Here is a 19,943-nt window from a genome sequence, read left to right as displayed (position 1 = left end):
TCGAAGCAATCCAGATGACGGACGACACCCTCAGACGTGAAAGCTTTCGCCGCAGCCGCAGCGGCCCTTCTCGTTCGGGTTCTCGAAGGTAAATCCAGAGGTAAACTTATCCGTCTTATAATCCATCACGGTGCCGATCAGGAACAGCGTCGCCTTGCGGTCGATCAGCACGGTCACCCCTTTGTCGGTCACCACCTCGTCGGTCGGCGCCGCGTCATCGACCCAATCCATCTGATAGGACATGCCGGAACACCCCTTGGTGCTCACGCCGATGCGCAATTTCTTGCCCGTCTCCGCCTTCGCATAAAGCGCGCTCAGCCGTTCCGCCGCTTCATCGGTCAGTTGCATCAGCGGCGGCAGGCTGCGCTTCGCCGGTTTGATATCCGTTTGTGTCGTGCTCATCGTCACACCGTTCAATACATGTTGAGCGCTAGCCGCGCTTCGTCGCTCATCCGCGATGGGTCCCAGGGCGGGTCCCACACGGTTTCGACATCGACCTCGGCAACCCCCGGCACGGTGCCGACGGCAAGGCGCACCGCCTCGGGCAGTTCCTGCGCGCTCGGGCATGCCGGCGCCGTCAGCGTCATTTCCACCTTCACCCGGCCCTGCTCGATCTCGATCGCATAGATCAAGCCAAGTTCGAAGATATTGACCGGAATTTCAGGATCGTACACCGTCGCGATCGCGGCGATCACCGCGTCTTCGGTCACCACCGGCGCGGTCTCGCCATCCGGCGTCCAGGTCGTCACCGGCTCGGATTTCATGAGATTGTCATCCATGACGATGCTCCGTCTTGCCGAGTGCGGCGCGCAGCGCCTGCCACGGCAGGGTCGCGCAGCGATGCCGCGACCGATATGTGTGCACGCCGGATAGCGCGCGCAAGTCGGCGAAATCGGGCCGGTCGGGCGTATTGCCGGTCGCGATCATCGTCTCGAACGCGTCGGCGAGTTCGCCGATTTCATCCTGACTTTTCCCGATCACCGCATCGCCCATCAAATCGGCGGCCGAGATGCAGATCGCGCAGCCGCGCGTCTCGTGGCTCAACGCGCCGATCCGGTTCCGGTCGCGCCTGATGCGGACATGCACGCGATCGCCGCACATCGGGTTGTCACCCTCCGCCTCGGCGTCGAACGCCGCGAGCGACCCGGCATGGCACGGCGCGCGGGCGCGCTCCATGATGAGGTTCTGGTAAAGATCCTCGATGCTGGCAACGTCCTGCATCAACCGAATACCTGCTTGACCCGGCGCAGCCCTGAAACGAGCGCATCGATTTCGCCATGCGTGGTATAGACGCCGAACGAGGCGCGCGCCGTGCTGTCCTGCCCCAGACGGCGTGTCAGCGGCTCGGCGCAATGGTGCCCCGCGCGCACCGCGATGCCCTGCTTGTCGAGCAAGGTCGCCACGTCATGCGCATGCACGCCGTCCAGCGTGAACGCCACCACCCCGCCGCGATCCTGCGCGCGGCCAAGCACGTGCAGCCCGTCGATATCGGACAGAACGGCAAGCGCGTGATCGGTCAGGCTGCGTTCATGCGCCGCGATCGCCTCGAAGCCGATCGCATTCACATAGTCGATCGCGGCACCAAGGCCGATGGTTTCGATAATCGCGGGCGTGCCCGCCTCGAACCGATAGGGCGGCTCGGCCCAGCTCGATTTTTCGTAGGAAACGCTGCGGATCATGTCGCCGCCGCCGAGGAACGGCGGCATCGCCTCCAGCAATTCGCGCTTGCCGTAGAGCACGCCGATCCCGCTCGGCCCGTAGAGCTTGTGGCCGGAAAATACATAGAAATCCGCATCGATCGCACGCACGTCGACCGCGCGATGCACCGCCGCCTGCGCGCCGTCGAGCAGGATCCTGGCGCCATAGGCGTGCGCGAAGGCGGCGAGCCGTTCCACCGGGGTATAGGTGCCGAGCACGTTCGACATATGGGTTATCGCCAGCAGCCGCACCCGGCCATCGGCGAAATTCCGCTCCAGATCGTGAAAGTCCAGTTCGCCGGCTTCGGTGATCTTGGCGATGCGGAGCTCGATGCCATGAGAATCACGCAGCATCTGCCAGGGTACCAGATTGGCGTGGTGCTCCATCTCGCTGACCACGACGGCATCGCCGGGCTGGAGCACGGTGCGGCCATAGCTGTGCGCGACGAGGTTGATCGCCTCAGTCGCATTGCGCACGAACACGATCTCCTCACGCGCGGCGTTCAGGAAAGCGGCAACCTTGTCGCGTGCGCCTTCGTAATCGTCGGAGCAGCGTTCGCTCATCCAGTGCAGGCCGCGATGGACATTGGCGTAGCGCGTCTCCATCGTGCGCACCATCGCATCGATCACCGCGCGCGGCTTCTGCGCCGAAGCGGCGCTGTCGAGAAACACCAGCTTCCTGCCGTGAACGCGCTCCGCGAGGATCGGGAAATCCGCGCGGATTCGTTCGACGTCGAAACCGATCCGTTCGATGGCGACGCTCATAAGACACCCTTTCGCCACCAGGCGTCGATGGCGTCTTCGAAAAGACGATGCGCCGTCGCGTCGGTCACCGGCTCCAGCGCCTCGTCGAGAAACGCGCGGATCAGCATCGCCCGCGCTTCCGCCTCGGGAATTCCGCGGCTGCGCAGATAGAATACCTGTTCGGGATCGAGCGCGCCGATGGTGGCCCCGTGGCTGCACTTCACGTCGTCGGCGAAAATCTCAAGCTCGGGCTTGCTGTCGATCTCGGCGTCGGGCGAAAGCAGCAGCGCCTGATTCATCTGATAGCCGTCGGTTTTCTGGGCGATCCGCGCAACCTCGATCCGCCCCTGGAACACCCCGCGCGCGGCACCCGACAGCACCGATTTCACCGTCTGGCGCGACGCGCAGTTCGGCGCGTCATGGGCGACGATGGTAGTGATGTCGCCATGCTGCGAGCCGGTCAGAAGCTGTGCCGCGTTCAGGTGAACATCGGCCTTGGCGCCGGCCAGCGTCGCGTGGGTTTCGTTGCGGCTGAGCCGAGCGCCGCAGTTGAGCGTGAACGAATCATAGCGCGCGCCGGACGCAAGATCGGCGAAGATCGTCGCGACATGAACCGCCGCCATCGCCTCGTCCTGCAGCCGGTAATGACGCAGCACCGCACCTTCGCCCAAAGCGATCTCGACCACCGGATTATGCAGATATTCGCCCTCGCCGCGCGCGATCTCGATCAGCGTCAGCGCAGCGCCGGCACCAAGCCTGATGCGATGGCGCGGCGCGATCGCAGCCTGGTGCGCCGCGTGCGCGATCGAGACCAGAAGCACCGTGCCGGCATCGACGGATTCGGCGATATCGAGCACCGCGCCATCCTGCGCGAGTGCCGCGTTCAGCGCGACCATCGGCTGATCGCGCCCTTCGGTCAGCGCCGCATCGCTGGCATAGCAGCCGAGGCCGGGCATTTTCGTGGACAGATCTTCCGCGAAACGCCCATTGACGAACACGATGCGCGGCAGATCGGTTTCCGGGATCAGTCCCGCGACCGAACCGGCTTCCGCCGGCAAGGCGAGATCGAAACTCTTCAGCCGCGCATTCAGATCGGTGTAGTGCCACGCCTCGTCGGCGCGAGTCGGCCAGCCCGTGGCACGAAACCGCGCGGCCGCCCGTGCGCGCCGGGAAACGGCTCCCGGTAGCGCCGCCAGATCGATCCGATCGAGAAAATCGCCGGCGTTCATGCCGCCTCCAGCCCGGCATAGCCGCGGGCTTCGAGTTCGAGCGCGAGTTCCGGGCCGCCCGACCGTACGATGCGCCCGGCGGCGAGAACATGAACCCGGTCCGGCACGATATGATCGAGCAGGCGCTGGTAATGGGTGATGACGAGTGCCGAGAAATCCGGCCCGCGCAGCGCGTTCACCCCGTCGGCGACGATTTTCAGCGCATCGATATCGAGGCCGGAATCGGTCTCGTCGAGCAGCGCCAGGGAAGGTTTCAGCAGCGCCATTTGCAGGATCTCGTTGCGCTTCTTCTCGCCGCCGGAAAACCCGACATTGACGTTGCGCTTGAGCATGTCGTCCGGCATGTGCAGCAGCTTGATCGCGGCCCGCGCCTCCTTGAGGAACGCCACCGCATCCAGTTCCTTCTCGCCGCGCGCGCGGCGCACCGCGTTCAGCGCCGTGCGGATGAAATTCGCATTGCCCACGCCCGGCAATTCGACCGGATATTGGAAGGCGAGAAACAGGCCGGCAGCGGCACGCTCCTCCGGCTCGATCGCCAGAAGATCGCGGCCATTGAAGGTCACGCTGCCGCCGGTGACTTCATAGCCCTCGCGCCCCGAAAGCACGTAGGACAAAGTGGATTTTCCCGCGCCGTTCGGCCCCATGATCGCGTGAATCTCGCCATCCGGCACGGTCAGATCGATCCCGCGCAGGATTTCCTTGTCGTCGATCGTCGCGGTCAGTCCCTTGATTTCAAGCATATCCGTTCCTCAACCCACCGAGCCTTCGAGCGACACGGCAAGCAGCTTCTGCGCTTCCACCGCGAACTCCATCGGCAATTCCTTCAACACATCGCGGCAGAAGCCGTTGACGATCAACCCCACCGCATCCTCTTCAGACAGACCGCGCGAGCGGCAATAGAACAACTGATCCTCGGCGATTTTCGAGGTCGTCGCTTCGTGTTCCACCTTCGCGCTCTGATTGCGGCTTTCGATATACGGCACCGTATGCGCGCCGCACTGATCGCCGATCAACAGGCTGTCGCACTGGGTGAAGTTCCGCGCGCCATGGGCACGCGGCATGATCCGCACCAGGCCGCGATAGGTGTTGTTGGAGTGGCCTGCCGAAATGCCTTTCGAGATGATCGTGCTGGTCGTATTGGGAGCAAGGTGAATCATCTTGGTGCCGGTATCGGCCTGCTGGAAATTGTTGGTCAGCGCGACCGAGTAGAACTCGCCGGTCGAGCCCTCGCCCTGCAGGATGCAAGACGGGTATTTCCAGGTGATCGCCGAGCCGGTTTCCACCTGGGTCCAGGAGATTTTCGAATTCCGCCCCCGGCACGCGCCGCGCTTGGTGACGAAATTATAGATCCCGCCGCGCCCCTGCGCATCGCCCGGATACCAGTTCTGCACCGTGCTGTATTTGATCGAGGCCTCGTCGAGGGCCACCAGCTCAACCACCGCCGCGTGCAACTGGTTTTCGTCGCGCATCGGTGCGGTGCAGCCTTCGAGATAGGAAACGCTCGCACCTTCCTCGGCGATGATCAGCGTCCGCTCGAACTGGCCGGTATTGCGCGCATTGATGCGGAAATAGGTGGAAAGCTCCATCGGGCAGCGCACGCCGCGCGGAATGAACACGAAACTGCCATCGGAAAACACGGCACTGTTCAGCGCTGCGAAATAGTTGTCGCCCGCCGGCACCACGCTGCCGAGATATTTGCGCACAAGGTCGGGATGCTCGCGCACCGCCTCGCTGATCGAACAGAAGATCACGCCCACTTTGGCGAGGCTTTCGCGGAAGGTGGTCGCCACCGAAACGCTGTCGAACACGGCATCCACGGCAACGCCGGCGAGTGCCGCCCGCTCGTTCAGCGGAATGCCGAGCTTGTCGTACATGCTGATCAGTTCGGGATCGACATCGTCGAGCGATTTCGGCGCCGGACGCTTCGGCGCCGCGTAATAATGCAGATCCTGATAGTCGATTTTCGGATGATGGATGCGCGCCCAATGCGGGTCTTCCATCGTCAGCCATGCGCGATAGGCTTTCAGCCGCCATTCGAGCAGCCATTCCGGCTCGCCTTTTTTCGCCGAAATCAGCCGCACGATATCCTCGTTCAGCCCTTTCGGCGCGAATTCCATCTCGATATTCGTCTCGAAACCGAATTTATAGCCGCCACCGGCGAGCCGGTCGATGGTTTCGATCGTTTCAGTAACCGCGGGCATGATATCCTCTATTCGACGATTGAAGTCGCAAGCGGCGTCGGTTCCGCGCCGGCCTCGAAGCGCAATGCCCTGGGAAGCGAAGCGCTCTGCATGTCGGCGAGCGTGATGCTTGCCAGCGCCTCGCTGATCGCGTCATTCACCACGCCCCAGCGCCCCGCCATCGGGCAAAGCGGCTGGCTTTCGCACGACAGCCCCGCCCCTTCGACGCAGGCGGTCATCGCGATCGGGCCATCGATCGCCACGATCACGTCCGCGACCGGGATGGCGGCGAGCGACCGGATCAGCCGATAGCCGCCATGCGCCCCGCGCTGGGATGCAACGAGGCCGCTCTGCGCCAAGCTCTTGAGAACCTTGGCGACGGTGGGTTCGGGTATCCCGGTGGAAGCGGCGATGCTCGGCGCGGTCTCGACCTTATCGGCCTGCGCGAGCCGCACCAGCACCACCACCGCATAGTCTGTCAGGCGCGATAATCTCAACATGGCTCACTCGATTGCGGACAAACCCGGTCCTGTTTCCGAAATGGGCCATCGCAGCGCGTCCGTCAAGGCCGATTCGACCCTTGATTTGGTTGAATCAGGCCTGCCCGCCCGCCGCCGGTTCGAGAATCCGCCGGACCGCCGGCACCAGCGCAGCCGCGTCGTCGATCATGATCGGCGCTTCGGCGCGGCCGTAGCCCCAGGTGACGAAAATCGCCGGCACCTCAAGGCCGGCGGCGGTCGCCAGATCGTTGGGATGATCGCCCACCATCACGGCGTGGTGTTTCGGTGCGCCCAGTCCGTCCAGCACGGCGGCCAGATGGCGCGGATCGGGCTTGCGATAAGGTGTTGCGTCGCCGCCGATCACCACGCCGAAAAATCGCTCCAGACCGAGCGCCGACAGCACTTTTCGCGCCGAAGCCTCCGGTTTGTTGGTGCACAGGCCGAGCCGGTAGCCGAGCGATGCCAGGGACGCGACCGCTTCCGGGATGCCCGGATAGGGCTCGGTCAGATCGGTCACATGCGCCTCGTAATCGGCGAGAAATTCCGCCTCGTCATCCTCGCCCGGTTCGAGGCTGCGGGCGGCATAGCCGCGTTTGAGCAGCATCCTGGCACCATCGCCCACCATGGGGGCGACATCGGCGCGCGCGATCGGTCCGGTATTATGGCGCGCGAGCGAGCGGTTGAGCGCCGCCGCGAGGTCCGGCAGGCTGTCGATCAGCGTGCCGTCCAGATCGAACACCACCGCCCTGGCATCATTCATGACATACTCCGAAACCCGATGTGACACGCCAACCCTTTGACACAGGCCGGCGCGCGGGGCTACCGCTTCGCGCATGCAACACGTCGCCGTGATCCTCGCCGCCGGCCTCGGCACCCGCATGAAGTCGAAACTGCCGAAAGTGCTGCACCGGATCGCGGGGGTGCCGATGCTGTCGCACCTCATCCGCGCGGCGGAGCCGAAATTCGACCGGATCGTGGTGGTCACCGGCCCGGACATGAAGACGGTTGCCGAGGCCGCCGCCCCGCACGAGGTCATCGTCCAACACGAGCGCCGCGGCACCGCCGATGCCGCTCGCGCCGCCGCCGGCCGCTTCGGCGACGGCGTGGTGACGATCATCTATGGCGACAACGCGCTCGTCACCGGCGCCACGCTCGGCCGGCTTCGCGCGCGGCTGGCCGATGGCGACGCGGCGATGGCCCTGCTCGGCACCCGCCCGCCCGAACCCGGCGCGTATGGCCGTATCGTGGGCGATCCCGGTTTCGCGACGCGCATTGTCGAATACGCCGAGGCGACCGAGGCCGAGCGTGCCATCCCGCTCTGCAATGTCGGCGGGTTTTCCGCCCGTGCCGATAATCTGCGCCGCTGGCTGGGCAAGATCGGCGACGCCAATGCGAAGGGCGAATTCTACCTCACCGATCTGGTCGCCGTCGCCCATGCGGAGGGTGCGCGCGTCGCGGTGATCGAGGCGCCGTGGGACGAATGCCGGGGGGTGAATTCCCGTGCCGAACTTGCCGCCGCCGAGGCAACGATGCAGGCGCGGTTGCGCGCGACGGCACTCGCCGCCGGCGTGACCATGACCGCACCGGAAACCGTCTTCTGCTCCGCCGATACCGCATTCGCCCCGGATGTCGTGGTCGAGCCGCATGTGGTGTTCGGACCCGGCGTGCTGATCGAGGAAGGGGCGACGATCCGCGCCTTTTCGCATCTCGAAGGCTGCACGATCGGGCCGGGCGCGATCATCGGCCCCTACGCGCGGATCAGGCCGGGAAGCATTGTGGGGGATGGTGCGCATGTCGGCAATTTCGTCGAGTTGAAAGCGGCGCGGCTCGGTGCCGGGGTGAAGGCCAACCATCTCACCTATCTCGGCGATACCGAGATTGGCGCGCGCAGCAATATCGGCGCCGGCACCATCACCTGCAATTACGATGGCTATGCGAAACATCGCACGACAATCGGCGCGGATGTGTTCGTCGGCTCCGATGTCGCCCTGGTGGCACCGGTTTCGGTGGGCGACGGCGCCATCATCGGCGCGGGCAGCGTCATCACCGAGAATGTCGAGGCCGATGCGCTGGCCATCGCGCGCGGCCGTCAGGTCACGAAATCCGGCCGCGCGGCCACGATCCGATTAACAAAAGGAAAACACTGATGTGCGGCATCGTCGGCGTTATCGGCAAGGACGCGGCGGCGCCTTTGTTGCTCGATGGCCTCTCCCGCCTCGCCTATCGCGGCTATGACAGTGCCGGAATTGCCACACTGGTGAACGGAAAGATCGACCGGCGCCGCGCCGAGGGCAAATTGCGCAACCTCGCGGGAGCGCTTGAGGCCCGTAAGCTCGACGGCGCCACCGGCATCGGCCACACGCGCTGGGCGACGCACGGCGCCCCCACCGAGGCCAACGCGCATCCGCACGGTACCGATCGGGTCGCCGTGGTGCATAACGGCATCATCGAGAATCATGCCGCGTTGCGCACCGAACTTGAAGCCGAAGGCCAGGTTTTTCTAACCGAGACCGATACCGAAACCGTGGCGCAACTGGTCGATCTGCATCTCGCGCGCGGCATGGCGCCGATCGAGGCCGCCGCCGCCACATTCCGCAAACTCGAAGGCGCCTATGCGCTTGCCTTGATCTTTGCCGATCACCCGGAGTTGATCATCGGCGCGCAGCGTGGCGCACCTCTGGCGGTTGGTTATGGCGAAGACGAAATGTATCTCGGCTCGGACGCGCTGGCGTTAGCGCCACTGACCCGCCGCATCGCCTATTTGCAGGATGGGGATTGGGTGATCGTTTCCCGCACCGGCGCGGAATTCCGCGACGAGGCGGACCGCAAGGTGGAACGGGAAATCAAGCTGACGCGCCTGACCGGCGCCTCGATCGGCAAGGGCAATTTCCGTCACTTCATGGAAAAGGAACTGCACGATAACCCGGTGATGATCGGCGACACGCTCAACCGGATGATCGATCCGGCGACGCGGATGCCGGTGCTGCCCGATCTCGCGATCGATCTCGCCGCGATTCCGCGCATCACCATTTCGGCCTGCGGCTCGGCCTTCTATGCCGGGCTGACGGCGCGTTACTGGCTGGAGGAATACGCCCGCATCCCGGTCGATGCCGATGTCGCCAGCGAATTCCGCTATCGCGCCCCGCCGCTCGCGCGCGACCAGCTCGGCCTGGTGGTCAGCCAGTCGGGCGAAACCGCCGATACCATGGCCGCGTTGCGCTACATGAGGCAGCTTGGCTGCAAGGTCATGTCGGTGGTCAACGTGCCGGAAAGCACGATGGCGCGCGAGAGCGACCTCTTGCTGGAAACCATCGCGGGGCCGGAAATCAGCGTGGCGAGCACCAAGGCCTTCACCGCGCAACTCACGGTGCTGGCCGGCTTCACCCTGGCGCTCGCCCGCGCGCGCGGCACACGCGACGATGCGACGATCGGCGCCCTCGTCTCGGCACTGATGGAACTGCCGGCCAAGGCCGCACAGGTGCTCAACGACGACGAGATCATCCGCGCGCTGGCCGCCGAGATCCAGGATGCGCGCGACGTGCTGTTTTTCGGCCGTGGCTCGATGATGCCGATCGCGCTCGAAGGCGCTTTGAAACTCAAGGAACTGAGCTATATCCACGCCGAAGGCTATCCGGCCGGCGAGATGAAGCACGGACCGATCGCGCTGATCGACCCTTCGGTGCCGGTGATCGCGGCGATCCCCTCCGGCCCGCTCTTCGAAAAAACCGCGTCCAACCTTCAGGAAGCGGCGGCGCGTGGCGGGCATATCATCGTGTTCAGCGACAAGGAAGGCGCGGCCAAACTCGCCGGTATCGCCACACGCACGATCATCCTGCCCGATTGCGATCCGTTCGTGGCACCGATTCTGTACGCGATTCCGGTGCAGTTGCTCGCCTATCACGTGGCGATGCTGAAGGGCACCGATGTCGATCAGCCGCGCAACCTCGCGAAATCGGTCACGGTGGAATAGAACGCGGCGGCATCGTCGATATCGCGCAAATGGCGCAGATAGCGGATGCGATGGCCCGCAAAATTGGCGATCGTGTCGTCCAGCGCATGGGAACTCGACCAGCGTACATTGCCGAACGGCGCGGCCGGCCGGCGTCCGGTCATGCCGATCAGCCAGTAGCCGCCATCCATCGCCGGGCCGAATACCGCGTCGCACCCACGCAGCTTGCGTAAACCTTCGCGAATATCGGCCGCACAAATACCGGGAATGTCGCTGCCGATCAGAACCACACGGCGGCGCGGAAACGTTCGGAACGCACGCGCCATTCGCGCGCCGAGATCGCCGCGTCCTTGCCCTATTCTGCGATATCGCGAAGCGAGATCGTCGCGCGCCCGATTCGGCGTGATCGCGATCACCACGTCAACGCCGCGCAAGTCGCGCAATTCGCGCAGCAATCGCGACAATGCGTTCCGATGAAAGCGCAGCGCCTCCCGCACACCGATATCCCGCGCCAGCCGCCGCTTGACCGTGCCGAGGCGCGGCGCGCGCGCAAAGACGATGACCACGGGCCGGCTCATCGCCGATATCGCGCGGCAAGAACCTCCGGGTCCGCGCCCGCGAAAAACCGCGCAAGCCGCCACATATTGCGCGCGGATCGCATGAACCAGCCATCGCGCATATAAGCCGACGCATCGGTCATCGCGATCACGTCCATCGGCGCGAGCCGGTCTCGCCTAAGCGCGCGCGCAAGCGCGACATCCTCCATCAGCGGCAGGAACGGCATGCCGCCGATCAAATCCAGCAGCGTGCGCGGGATCAGAAGCGCCTGATCGCCATAGGGCAGGCCCAGAAACCGGCTGCGCCAGTCAGCGAGTTTCTCGACGATGCGGGCACGCGGATCGGCACTCGCGAAGCGCAGCCTGCCATAATAAGCGAAACATTTTCCGCTCGCGATGGCACGTCGAACGCCCACGCACCAGCCCGGCGCCAGCACGGTATCGGCGTGCAGAATCAGCAGCCATTGTTCCCGGCTCGCCGCGACCCCGGCGGCAATTTGCGCGCCTCGGCCACGTGGTGCGGCGATCACAACCGCGCCCGCCGCCCGCGCGATGTCGCATGTCGCATCGTCGCTGCCACCGTCCGCGACGATGATCTCGCCGATCAACGCGCCGCCCTCGCGCAACGACGCAAGCGTCGCGGGCAGGTGCTCCGCCTCGTTCAGCGCGGGGATGACGACCGCGATCTTACCCCCGTCGCCAGGCATGGTATTTTTCAAGAATTGCGAGTCCCCGCGCGGAGGCGTGCTTCTGCCGCCAGGCACCGGCGACCGCGCGCACCGCCTCGCTCCGCGTGGGATAAGGATAGATCGCGCCGAGCAGTTTTTTCAGACCGAGCTTGTGCTGCATGGCAATGGTGAAGCCGGCGAGCATCTCGCCGGCATCCGCGCCGACGATGGTGGCGCCGAGGATGCGATCCTTCCCCGGCACGGTGAGCACCGAGACGAACCCTTGTGGCGTGCCCTCGATGATCGCGCGATCGAGATCGGCAAGCTCGTAGCGCGTTTCCTCGAACACGATGCCGGCTTCGCGTGCGGCGCTTGCGTTCAGCCCCACCCGCGCGACCTCGGGCGCGGTGAACGTGACCGCGGGCATCGCGCGATAATCCGGCCTGAACCGCCATATGCCCCCAAACAGCGCATTGAGCGCCGCGAAACCGCCCTGATACCCGCCTGCATGGGTGAACTGGAACGGGCCGGACACGTCGCCGCAGGCGAGAATGTTCGGTAATATCGTGCGCAGATACGCGTCGGTCTCGACCACGCCGGCGTCACCCATCGCAATCTCCAGCGCCTCAAGTCCGAACCCTTCGGCGCGCGGCTTGCGTCCGACGGCAACCAGAATGCGGTCAAACGCAATTCTGCTGCTGTTGCCTTGCGATTCGGCGATCAAGGCAAAACCGGCATCGTCCCGGTCAGCTCGCACGGCGCGATGCCCCGTCAGCACGCGCACACCATCGGCGCTCAGCGCGTCGCGGATCATCGCCGATACGTCGTCATCCTCGCGAAGCAGAACACGATCGGCGAACTCCACCAAGGTCACTTCGGCGCCGAGCCGGGCAAACCCTTGCGCCATCTCGCAGCCGATCGGCCCGCCGCCGAGCACGACGAGGCGGCGCGGCAATTCCGCCATATCCCAGATCGTCTCGGAGGTAACGTAGGGCGCCTCGGCAAGTCCTGGAATCGGCGGGATGATCGGTGCAGCGCCCGTCGCGATAATGATGCCGCGCGTGGTGATGATTTCGCCATCGACGCGCACCGACCACGGCGTTTCGATCATCGCCCTGCCCTGCCGCACATCGATGCCCATGGAAGCGTAGCGCGCGACCGAATCATGCGGTGCGATCGCGGTGATCGCTTCACGGATACGCATCCGCGCCTCGGTGAAGCTCAGCCCCTCGCGCGCCGACCGCAGCAGCGATTTCGATGGCACACAGCCGGTATTCAGGCAATCGCCGCCCATGTGCCCGGCTTCGATCAATGTCACCTCGGCGCGCAACGCGTTAGCAACGTAGGCACTGACAAGCCCGGCCGATCCCGCGCCGATCACCACCACGTCGCGGTCGAACCGGCGCGGTCTTTGCCAGCGCGTATAGATACGTTTGCGCGCCAGCGCATCGCGCAGGCGGGTCGCGGCGATCGGCAGGATCGCCAGCAGCAGCAGGCCGATCAGCAGGCGCGGCGGCAGAATTTCCCCGCCCTCGCCAAGCCGTGCCAATCCCACACCCGCGTTCACATAGATGATCGTTCCCGGCAACATGCCGAGCTGGCTCGCCCAGTAGAACCGCTTGAGATCGAGCCGCGTCAGCCCGGCAAGAGTGTTGATCAGCACGAACGGCACTGCCGGTACCAGGCGCAGCGACAGAATGTAGAACGCGCCATCGCGCGCGACGCCGCGATCGACCCGCTCGAACATCGCGGGGAAACGCGATGCCGCCCAATCGCGCAGCAGGAATCGCGACACCAGAAAAGCGATCGAAGCGCCGATGCTCGCCGCGAAAGAGACCAGAACAACGCCTTCCGCAAGGCCGAACAACGCGCCGGCGCCAAGCGTCAATGCGGCCGCACCGGGCACCGACAGGCCGGTCGCTACCACATAGAGCGCGAAATACAGCGCAAAACTCTCGACCGGATGCAATGCGATGAACCGTCCGAGTAGGGCCAGATGCGCGCGCAACGCGGCAACGGTCAAAACGTGCGCGCCACCCAGCGTGAAGAACAGGACGAAGACGATCGCGATCGCGCCCGCCGCGAACCAGCGCAACCAGGATCGACGTATGGATCCGCTCATCGTGCGCCCGAGCAGGATGCGCCGCCGAAAACGCAGAATTGCGCGCAATGCCGGTGATCGATCGTCACCGCGCGAGATGCTTCGCGCAGCGTCGTCCCCAGGCTGAACCGCTCCTCATAGGGCAGCAAGGTGCAGGAGACGATTTCGGGCATCGCACTGCCCTTGCGATGCACCACCATGCGCGAGGTGCGGCACATCGCATCCCGCCCGCGCCGGCGCATCGCCCGCCACGCCGTCTCGGTGACGATCGGTACCGTGCCGGTCCCGGTCATCTCGGGAAACAGCACGAATGCGGCTGGATCGGATGCATCGATCGGGATGTCCAGGACGTTGAAAAGCGCCGCGAACCCCGCGCGCATCGCGGCCTCGTCCTCGGTGCCGGAATCGAGCCTCGCCGCGACCGAAAGCGCGAAACCCTCCCGCGCCAGCCAGCGCAGCCCGTCGATCGCCGGTGTCCAGGTCGCATCGCCGCGCAGCCGTTCATGGCCAGCCTGCGTGTAGTGGTCGAGCGAAACCCGAATCGCGAGGCGCTGCCCATGTGCCGCGCGCAACGCGCGCAGCGCATCGCCATGGCGCCGCATCGGGCGCATCGCATTGGTCAGCACCAGCGCCCGATAACCGCGTGTCAGCGCGGTTCCGATCATCGCGACGATGTCGGGATTCATGAAGGGCTCGCCGCCGGTAAAGCCGATTTCCCGCAGGCCGGGATACAGTCCCGCCGCCTCATCGAGAACGGTCTCGAACGCGGCGCGGGTAAGATAGATCAGCCGGTCGTTGCGCGGATTGCTCTCGATATAGCAGCCTTCGCACGCGATGTTGCACAAGGTTCCGGTATTGAACCAGAGTGTTTCCAGCGCGTCGAGTTCGACCGAAGCGGGCGGACTATCGGACAATCCGGCGGAAGCGGCCGGCGCCGTCTCGGGCCAGGCGATCGGCTCGGGGCTCAGGGGCGTCGCGGTCGCCGCCTGCTCGGCGATGGGCAGAATGTCGAAACTCGGCCAGATGCCGGTCTCGATCGCATCCGCGTAGTCTTCCGGCAGCCCCGCCGCGCGCATCGCCGCCGCCGCCGCGCGATAATCGTAGCCGAGCGGATGGACCGCGAGCGAAAAACCATCGCGGCGCGGCGTGAGTATCGAATACCAGCCGCGCGACGTGCCGTCGTTCGCCGGCAGGCCGATCGCGCCGGCATTGTGCCAGATCCGCCCGCCGACGATGCGGGTGAACCCGAGCCCGCAATGCCCGCCGATCACGCCGTCGGTGCCGGCAAGTGCAATCTCGGCGGCGAACCCGGCGTCATCGTCTGAAGCGAACAGGAAGCGGTTGATCCGGCTCGGCGCGCCGTGGACGATGGCGAGCCGCCGGCCGCCGATGATCAGGTCGATCCGGCGCGGCAGCATTGCCATGAACCGCCGCGCCTCGTCGGTGATCCGCGCCGCCGCGAAATCGAACCAGGCGGCGGAGAGCCGGTCGCACGCACTGCCGGAAACAAAACCGCAGCCGCAATCCGCCGCGCCAGCCGCGAGCTGCTCCTCGCAATTGCCCATCACGATCGCCACACCGGCACCGCGCAGCCGGTCGAGCGTCGCTCTCGGATCGGCGCCATAGGCGATCACGTCCCCGGTGCAGATGATGCGCGCGGGCGGAATACCGTGCCGATCGGCGGCTGCGAGTAGCGCTTCGGTCGCCTGCAGATTGCTGTAGCTGCCGCCGAACGCCAGCACCGGCTCGTCGGCGTGAATCACCGGCATGTCGGACGGAAGCGCGAACGCGGTGGCGTCAGGCATCGGCGATGGTTTCCAATGCAAGCCCGCGCGCCTCGATCCCGCCGCCAAACCGCCAGACCAGGATCACCGCGGCACCCAGAAGCCAGAACCCGGCGAGCAGCAGCAATGCCGCCTTCATGCTGAAACTCCCGGCATAGGCGACCAGAAACGGCGAAGCCATGGCGCCGATCCGTCCCACCGCGACGCTCGCGCCGATCCCGGTGGCGCGCAGCGTCGTGGGGAAAAGTTCGGAAAAGGTCGGATAGGCGGCGATCCAACTTCCGGTGGCAAGGCAATTGACCAGGGCGAACCCGGCCATGATCGCGCCCGCGCCCAGGCCGGTGATGGCGGCAAAGCCGATCGTGCCGATCGCGGTGGCGAGATAGAAGCCGCCGACGGTCCAACCCCTGCCGATCCGGTCGAGCAGGGCCGCGGCGGCGAAACCGCCCGCCAGCGCGCCGAGGCTGCCGGCAAGGTAGAATACCGGCAGGCGCGCCGCCGGCAGGTGCAGCGCGGGCAGAACGACGATGGGCAGAAAGGCGAACAGCCCGTAATAGCCGGAGGCTTCGGCGAAATCGAGCAGTGCGCCCAGAGCGAGTCGGCCGGGATGGCGGCGGATCAGGGTTGCCAGCATGGCGCCCTGAAAGCCGACCCGCCGGCGGAACGGCGCCGCCTCGGGCGCGGGCAGCCGGGTCAGCCCGGCCTCGATCGCGTCGATCACGGCGTGCGCCTCGTCCGTCCGGTCCACCGCGATCAGCCAGCGCGGGCTTTCAGGCAGATGCCGGCGCAGCCATGCCGCCGACAGGGCGATCACCCCGCCGAAACCGAACACCACACGCCAGCCGAGATCGGGCGGCACGGCGGAGAGCACCAGCCAGGACAGGAGCGCGGCGGCGAGGCTGCCGACCGGCCAGAAATTCAGCACGATCGCGGCGGCGCGGCCGCGCGAGCGGCTCGGCACCAGTTCGGTGATCGCCGCGTTGATCGCGGCATATTCGGCGCCGACCCCGATGCCCGCGAGCAATCTCAGGGCGAGAAGCGCCGCGAGGCTCGGGGCAAAGGCGGCGGCGAGCGTCGCGATGCCGTAGAGAACCAGGCTCGCGAGAAACACGCGGCGGCGGCCATACCGGTCGGAGAGAATGCCGAACCCGGAAGCGCCGAGCATCAGCCCGGCAAACCACGCGGCAAGGATCACGGACATCGCGTCGGCACCGAGATGGAACCGGCTGCGCAACGCACCCAGTACATTGCCGATCAGCGTGACCTCGAACGCATCCATCGCCCAGCCCATGCCGAACAGCAGCACCACAACGGTATGAAACCGGTTCCAGGGCAGATCGGCGAGCCGGGCGAGGGCCGGGCCGGAACGAGCGGATTGATCGGTATCGGTCATGGCGGCGGCTCCGGTCCCTCGGTCGATGCAACCGGACCATACAGGCGGAAACCATCCGCGTCCCCTGGAGTATTCGCCATCCCATTATTTTTACCCACACGATGATGATCCGGCGCAAGATGCGTTATCCTGCTTCAAGCCGCGCCGATCGCGCAAAACGGAGAGTGCGCCATGCCGAACGCTTTCGCCCGCCTCTGCCTCGGCTTCGCCGCCGGGGTGATCTCGGTTCTCGTCTTCCATCAAGGCATGTGGGAAGCCTTGCATCTGGCCGGCATGATGCCGCCGCCCTACCCGACCGGCCCGGTGCCGCCGTTCGGCGTGCCGGCGATTCTCGATATGTGCTTCTGGGGCGGCGTATGGGGTGCGGCGTTCGGGTTGGTGCTGCCCGCCTTGCCGCGCGCGCCGCTCTGGGTGCTCGGGCTCGGGCTCGGCGTCGCGGCGGCGCTGACCGGGATTTTCATCGTACCGCTGATCAAGGGGCTGCCGGTGTCGCACAACCTGGCTGCCGGCGTGTTCGAGCGGTCGTTCCTGATCAACGGATGCTGGGGTATCGGCGTCGGGCTGATCCTTCCGCTGCTGATGCGCGGATCATCGCGTCGGCGCGCGCGAATCGCCTGACATCCCTACCCCGACCGTCCGGCGGGCGAAGGCGAAACCGAGCGCATGAAAAAAGGCGCGCTGCGCGGCATCCGCCCCGGCGCCATGACCGCCTTCCGCCTGTTCATAATAGAGCGCGTCATAGCCCATGGCCTGCAGTGTCGCGGCCATCTTGCGCGCATGGCCCGGATGCACCCGATCGTCGCGCCGCGTGGTGGCGATCAACGCCGGCGGATAGTTTTGCTCCGGCACCGCGCATTGATAGGGCGAAATTTCCCGCAAAAATGCCCAATCCTCGGGTTTGTCCGGGTCGCCATATTCCGCGATCCAGGAATGCCCGGCGAGAAGTTTGGTATAGCGCTTCATGTCGAGCAGCGGCACCGTGCAGAAAATCGCGCCGAACGCCTCGGGATGCCTGGTCAGCATGTTGCCGACCAGCAGCCCGCCATTGCTGCCGCCGGCGCCGAGAATGCCGGAAGGCCACGTAAGACCACGTTTGACAAGATCGGCGGCGACCGCGGCGAAATCGTCCTGAGCGATTTTCTTGCCCTCGCGAATCCCGGCTTTATGCCAATCCGGCCCGAATTCGCCGCCGCCGCGAATGTTCGCCTGCACGAATGCGCCGCCTTTCGCGCACCACAGCGCGCCCTGAGCCGCGAGATAACCGGGCGTCAGCGATACCTCGAACCCGCCATAGCCGGTAAGATAGACCGGCCAGCCACCTTCCGGCGGCGGCGCGTCGGGGCTGACGACGAAATACGGAATCGCCGTGCCGTCCCGCGCGGTGGCTTCATATTGCCGCACCTCCAGGCCCGATGCGTCGAACTGCGGCGGCAGGCGCTTCAGCACCTCCGGCTTCGCGTCCGGGCCGCCGAGCATCAGCGCATCGGGCGCGAGAAATCCGCCCACATCGAACAGAAGCGTCTCGGACTCGGGGTCATCCGGTGCGAGTTGCCGCACATGAACGGCACTGTTCGCCGGCAAACCTTCGATCGGACGGATCCGCCAGCCATCTTCCGCATCGGCGAATTCGATCGTGCTCGCGACATTGTCGAGAATCGCGAGCACGATGCAAAATTTGAGATTGACCCAGCTTTCCAGGGCGCGCCGCGCGCCCGGCGCATATATCACCGCGAAATCGCGCGACCCGGCAAGGAATTTTTCGATGGTGATGGTAAGAAAGCTGCCCGCCGCGAACGTCTTTTCGTTGATAATCCATTCCGACCGGAGGCGGACCAGCATTCGCCGGTGCCCGATATCGATATCGGCATCGATCGGAAGATCGAGTTTCACGCGCGGGCCCCCGTCCGGCTGGTAATGATACTCGGCCCGATAGAATTCGATGGTTCGGACGAGCAGCGTGAAACGGTGCGCCGGATCATGGCTCCGATAGACCGAAGCGGCTATGTCGGTCGGCTCGACCTCGAACACGATGGGCGCGTCTTCCAGCCGGGTGCCGCGCCGCCAGCGCCGCACCGTGCGGGCATAGCCCGATTCGGTGGTATCGCCGCCATGGGCTGTCGCGATCAGGATCGTGTCGGGATCGTCCCAGACCGCCGAGGTTTTGGCGACCGGCACGATAAATCCATCGCTCGTGAAACGCCGTGCGGCAAGGTCGAATTCGCGCAGCATTCCGGCGTCCGACCCTCCGGCCGACAGATGGATCAACGCCCGGTCATGGGCGGGTGGCAGGGTTTGCGCGCCGTGCCAGACCCAGCTTTGGCTCTCCCTGTCGCAGAGTTCGTCGAGATCGAGCAGGATGTCCCAATTCGGCGTTTCGTGCCGGTAGTCGTCGAGCGTCGTGCGCCGCCAGACGCCGCGCTTGTGGCCGGTATCGGTCCAGAAATTATAGACCTGTCCGCCGCGCTGGACGATGGCGGGGATGCGCGTGTCGGCGTCGTAAATCGCGGTCAGCGCGGCTTTGTCGGTGTCGAAACCGGCATCGCAGAGCCGTTCGCAGGTGCGCCGGTTCTGCGCCTCGACCCAGGCGACAGCGCGGTCACCATCGATCTCCTCAAGCCAGAGATAGGGGTCGTCGAATTCGGCGATGTCGTTCATCCGCCGATTAGACCGCGCCCCCGCGGCCAGGTCCACCGTGAGGGCGCCGGAATCGGTGATCAGTAACCAGGCCCGCCATTGTAATAGCCGGGCGGCGGCGGCGGGTTATTATTGTAATAGCCGGGCGGCGGCGGAGGCGGGTTGTTATTGTAATAGCCGCCCTGATTGCCGTTACCGCCATTGTAATAGCCGGGCGGTGGCGGTTGCGGCGTGGTCAGCGCGCCGCCGAGCGCACCCACGGCGCCGCCGATCAGCGCGCCGGCCGCCGGGCTGCCGCCGGTCGCTGCCCCGATCGCGGCACCCGCACCGGCGCCGATCGCACCGCCGCCGAGCGCCCTTTGGGTCGGGCTATAGGGGTTGGTGCAGCCGGCCAGCCCGAGCGCGGTCACGATCACCGCTCCGGTCAGGCCGATCCGGCGCGCGCGCCGTGCGTTCATGCTCATGGTCATGGTCTTCTCCTCCATCGAACCACCCATCAGATAGGCA

The 19,943-nt window shown here is 65.7% G+C and carries 19 protein-coding genes; 3 read left to right on the top strand and 16 right to left on the bottom strand.

What is annotated here, in order from left to right; all coding sequences use genetic code 11:
* Positions 1 to 30: 30 nt before the first annotated feature.
* The 9 genes from AiwAL_RS01185 to AiwAL_RS01145 all read right to left on the bottom strand — a co-directional run bounded on the left by AiwAL_RS01185 (position 31) and on the right by AiwAL_RS01145 (position 7,110).
* Positions 31 to 402: an iron-sulfur cluster assembly accessory protein gene (locus tag AiwAL_RS01185; RefSeq protein WP_235703983.1), complete on the bottom strand. Its 372-nt coding sequence runs from the start codon at positions 400 to 402 to the stop codon at positions 31 to 33.
* Between the two features lie 11 nt (positions 403 to 413).
* On the bottom strand, positions 414 to 779 hold the full coding sequence (locus AiwAL_RS01180; RefSeq protein WP_235703982.1) for an SUF system Fe-S cluster assembly protein: 366 nt from the start codon (positions 777 to 779) through the stop codon (positions 414 to 416).
* On the bottom strand, positions 772 to 1,221 hold the full coding sequence (gene sufU / locus AiwAL_RS01175) for a Fe-S cluster assembly sulfur transfer protein SufU (protein ID WP_235703981.1): 450 nt from the start codon (positions 1,219 to 1,221) through the stop codon (positions 772 to 774). Before sufU ends, AiwAL_RS01180 begins: the two co-directional genes overlap by 8 nt.
* A complete protein-coding gene (locus AiwAL_RS01170; RefSeq protein ID WP_235703980.1) occupies positions 1,221 to 2,462 on the bottom strand; it encodes an aminotransferase class V-fold PLP-dependent enzyme in 1,242 nt (413 codons plus the stop codon). The genes sufU and AiwAL_RS01170 overlap by 1 nt, the downstream gene beginning before the upstream one ends.
* Positions 2,459 to 3,670 carry a Fe-S cluster assembly protein SufD gene (gene sufD / locus AiwAL_RS01165; RefSeq protein ID WP_235703979.1) on the bottom strand — a complete coding sequence of 404 codons (1,212 nt, stop codon included), beginning with the start codon at positions 3,668 to 3,670 and terminating at the stop codon, positions 2,459 to 2,461. Before sufD ends, AiwAL_RS01170 begins: the two co-directional genes overlap by 4 nt.
* Positions 3,667 to 4,410 carry a Fe-S cluster assembly ATPase SufC gene (sufC, locus tag AiwAL_RS01160; RefSeq protein WP_235703978.1) on the bottom strand — a complete coding sequence of 248 codons (744 nt, stop codon included), beginning with the start codon at positions 4,408 to 4,410 and terminating at the stop codon, positions 3,667 to 3,669. Before sufC ends, sufD begins: the two co-directional genes overlap by 4 nt.
* 9 nt (positions 4,411 to 4,419) lie before the next feature.
* The gene (gene sufB, locus AiwAL_RS01155; RefSeq protein ID WP_235703977.1) at positions 4,420 to 5,871 is read right to left on the bottom strand and encodes a Fe-S cluster assembly protein SufB; all 1,452 of its coding nucleotides are present in this window, start codon (positions 5,869 to 5,871) and stop codon (positions 4,420 to 4,422) included.
* A gap of 8 nt (positions 5,872 to 5,879) precedes the next feature.
* Complete coding sequence (locus AiwAL_RS01150; RefSeq protein WP_235703976.1) at positions 5,880 to 6,350, bottom strand: SUF system Fe-S cluster assembly regulator; 471 nt, start codon at positions 6,348 to 6,350, stop codon at positions 5,880 to 5,882.
* Between the two features lie 94 nt (positions 6,351 to 6,444).
* On the bottom strand, positions 6,445 to 7,110 hold the full coding sequence (locus AiwAL_RS01145; protein WP_235703975.1) for an HAD family hydrolase: 666 nt from the start codon (positions 7,108 to 7,110) through the stop codon (positions 6,445 to 6,447).
* A gap of 73 nt (positions 7,111 to 7,183) precedes the next feature.
* Between AiwAL_RS01145 and glmU the strand changes: the two genes are divergently transcribed.
* Together glmU and glmS are read left to right on the top strand one after the other, a co-directional pair.
* Complete coding sequence (gene glmU, locus AiwAL_RS01140) at positions 7,184 to 8,497, top strand: bifunctional UDP-N-acetylglucosamine diphosphorylase/glucosamine-1-phosphate N-acetyltransferase GlmU (RefSeq protein ID WP_262311947.1); 1,314 nt, start codon at positions 7,184 to 7,186, stop codon at positions 8,495 to 8,497.
* A complete protein-coding gene (glmS, locus tag AiwAL_RS01135; protein WP_235703973.1) occupies positions 8,497 to 10,320 on the top strand; it encodes a glutamine--fructose-6-phosphate transaminase (isomerizing) in 1,824 nt (607 codons plus the stop codon). Before glmU ends, glmS begins: the two co-directional genes overlap by 1 nt.
* On the opposite strand, the gene AiwAL_RS01130 is transcribed toward glmS, so the two are convergent.
* Genes AiwAL_RS01130 through AiwAL_RS01110 form a run of 5 tightly spaced genes read right to left on the bottom strand, consistent with a single transcriptional unit; the run spans position 10,281 to position 16,802 of the window.
* A complete protein-coding gene (locus tag AiwAL_RS01130) occupies positions 10,281 to 10,877 on the bottom strand; it encodes a TIGR04282 family arsenosugar biosynthesis glycosyltransferase (RefSeq protein ID WP_262311946.1) in 597 nt (198 codons plus the stop codon). The genes glmS and AiwAL_RS01130 overlap by 40 nt on opposite strands.
* Complete coding sequence (locus AiwAL_RS01125; protein WP_262311945.1) at positions 10,874 to 11,563, bottom strand: glycosyltransferase; 690 nt, start codon at positions 11,561 to 11,563, stop codon at positions 10,874 to 10,876. Before AiwAL_RS01125 ends, AiwAL_RS01130 begins: the two co-directional genes overlap by 4 nt.
* A complete protein-coding gene (locus tag AiwAL_RS01120) occupies positions 11,544 to 13,646 on the bottom strand; it encodes an FAD-dependent oxidoreductase (RefSeq protein ID WP_262311944.1) in 2,103 nt (700 codons plus the stop codon). The genes AiwAL_RS01125 and AiwAL_RS01120 overlap by 20 nt, the downstream gene beginning before the upstream one ends.
* On the bottom strand, positions 13,643 to 15,430 hold the full coding sequence (locus AiwAL_RS01115) for a radical SAM protein (protein WP_262311943.1): 1,788 nt from the start codon (positions 15,428 to 15,430) through the stop codon (positions 13,643 to 13,645). Before AiwAL_RS01115 ends, AiwAL_RS01120 begins: the two co-directional genes overlap by 4 nt.
* A complete protein-coding gene (locus tag AiwAL_RS01110) occupies positions 15,423 to 16,802 on the bottom strand; it encodes an MFS transporter (RefSeq protein ID WP_262311942.1) in 1,380 nt (459 codons plus the stop codon). The genes AiwAL_RS01115 and AiwAL_RS01110 overlap by 8 nt, the downstream gene beginning before the upstream one ends.
* A 171-nt stretch (positions 16,803 to 16,973) precedes the next feature.
* On the opposite strand from AiwAL_RS01110, the gene AiwAL_RS01105 reads away from it, so the two are divergent.
* Positions 16,974 to 17,420 carry a hypothetical protein gene (locus AiwAL_RS01105; RefSeq protein WP_235703967.1) on the top strand — a complete coding sequence of 149 codons (447 nt, stop codon included), beginning with the start codon at positions 16,974 to 16,976 and terminating at the stop codon, positions 17,418 to 17,420.
* On the opposite strand, the gene AiwAL_RS01100 is transcribed toward AiwAL_RS01105, so the two are convergent.
* Both AiwAL_RS01100 and AiwAL_RS01095 read right to left on the bottom strand, forming a co-directional pair.
* The gene (locus AiwAL_RS01100; protein WP_262311941.1) at positions 17,391 to 19,493 is read right to left on the bottom strand and encodes a prolyl oligopeptidase family protein; all 2,103 of its coding nucleotides are present in this window, start codon (positions 19,491 to 19,493) and stop codon (positions 17,391 to 17,393) included. The two genes, AiwAL_RS01105 and AiwAL_RS01100, sit on opposite strands and share 30 nt — an antisense overlap.
* Positions 19,494 to 19,516: 23 nt before the next feature.
* Positions 19,517 to 19,906, bottom strand: a complete 390-nt coding sequence (locus tag AiwAL_RS01095) for a hypothetical protein (RefSeq protein WP_262311940.1) — start codon at positions 19,904 to 19,906, stop codon at positions 19,517 to 19,519.
* Positions 19,907 to 19,943 lie beyond the last annotated feature (37 nt).

Origin of the sequence: Acidiphilium sp. AL (assembly GCF_025499445.1) — a bacterium.
Taxonomy (GTDB): domain Bacteria; phylum Pseudomonadota; class Alphaproteobacteria; order Acetobacterales; family Acetobacteraceae; genus Acidiphilium; species Acidiphilium iwatense.
The sequence above is the reverse complement of the archived record's forward strand: the minus strand, read 5'-3'. Positions and strand labels throughout refer to the sequence as shown.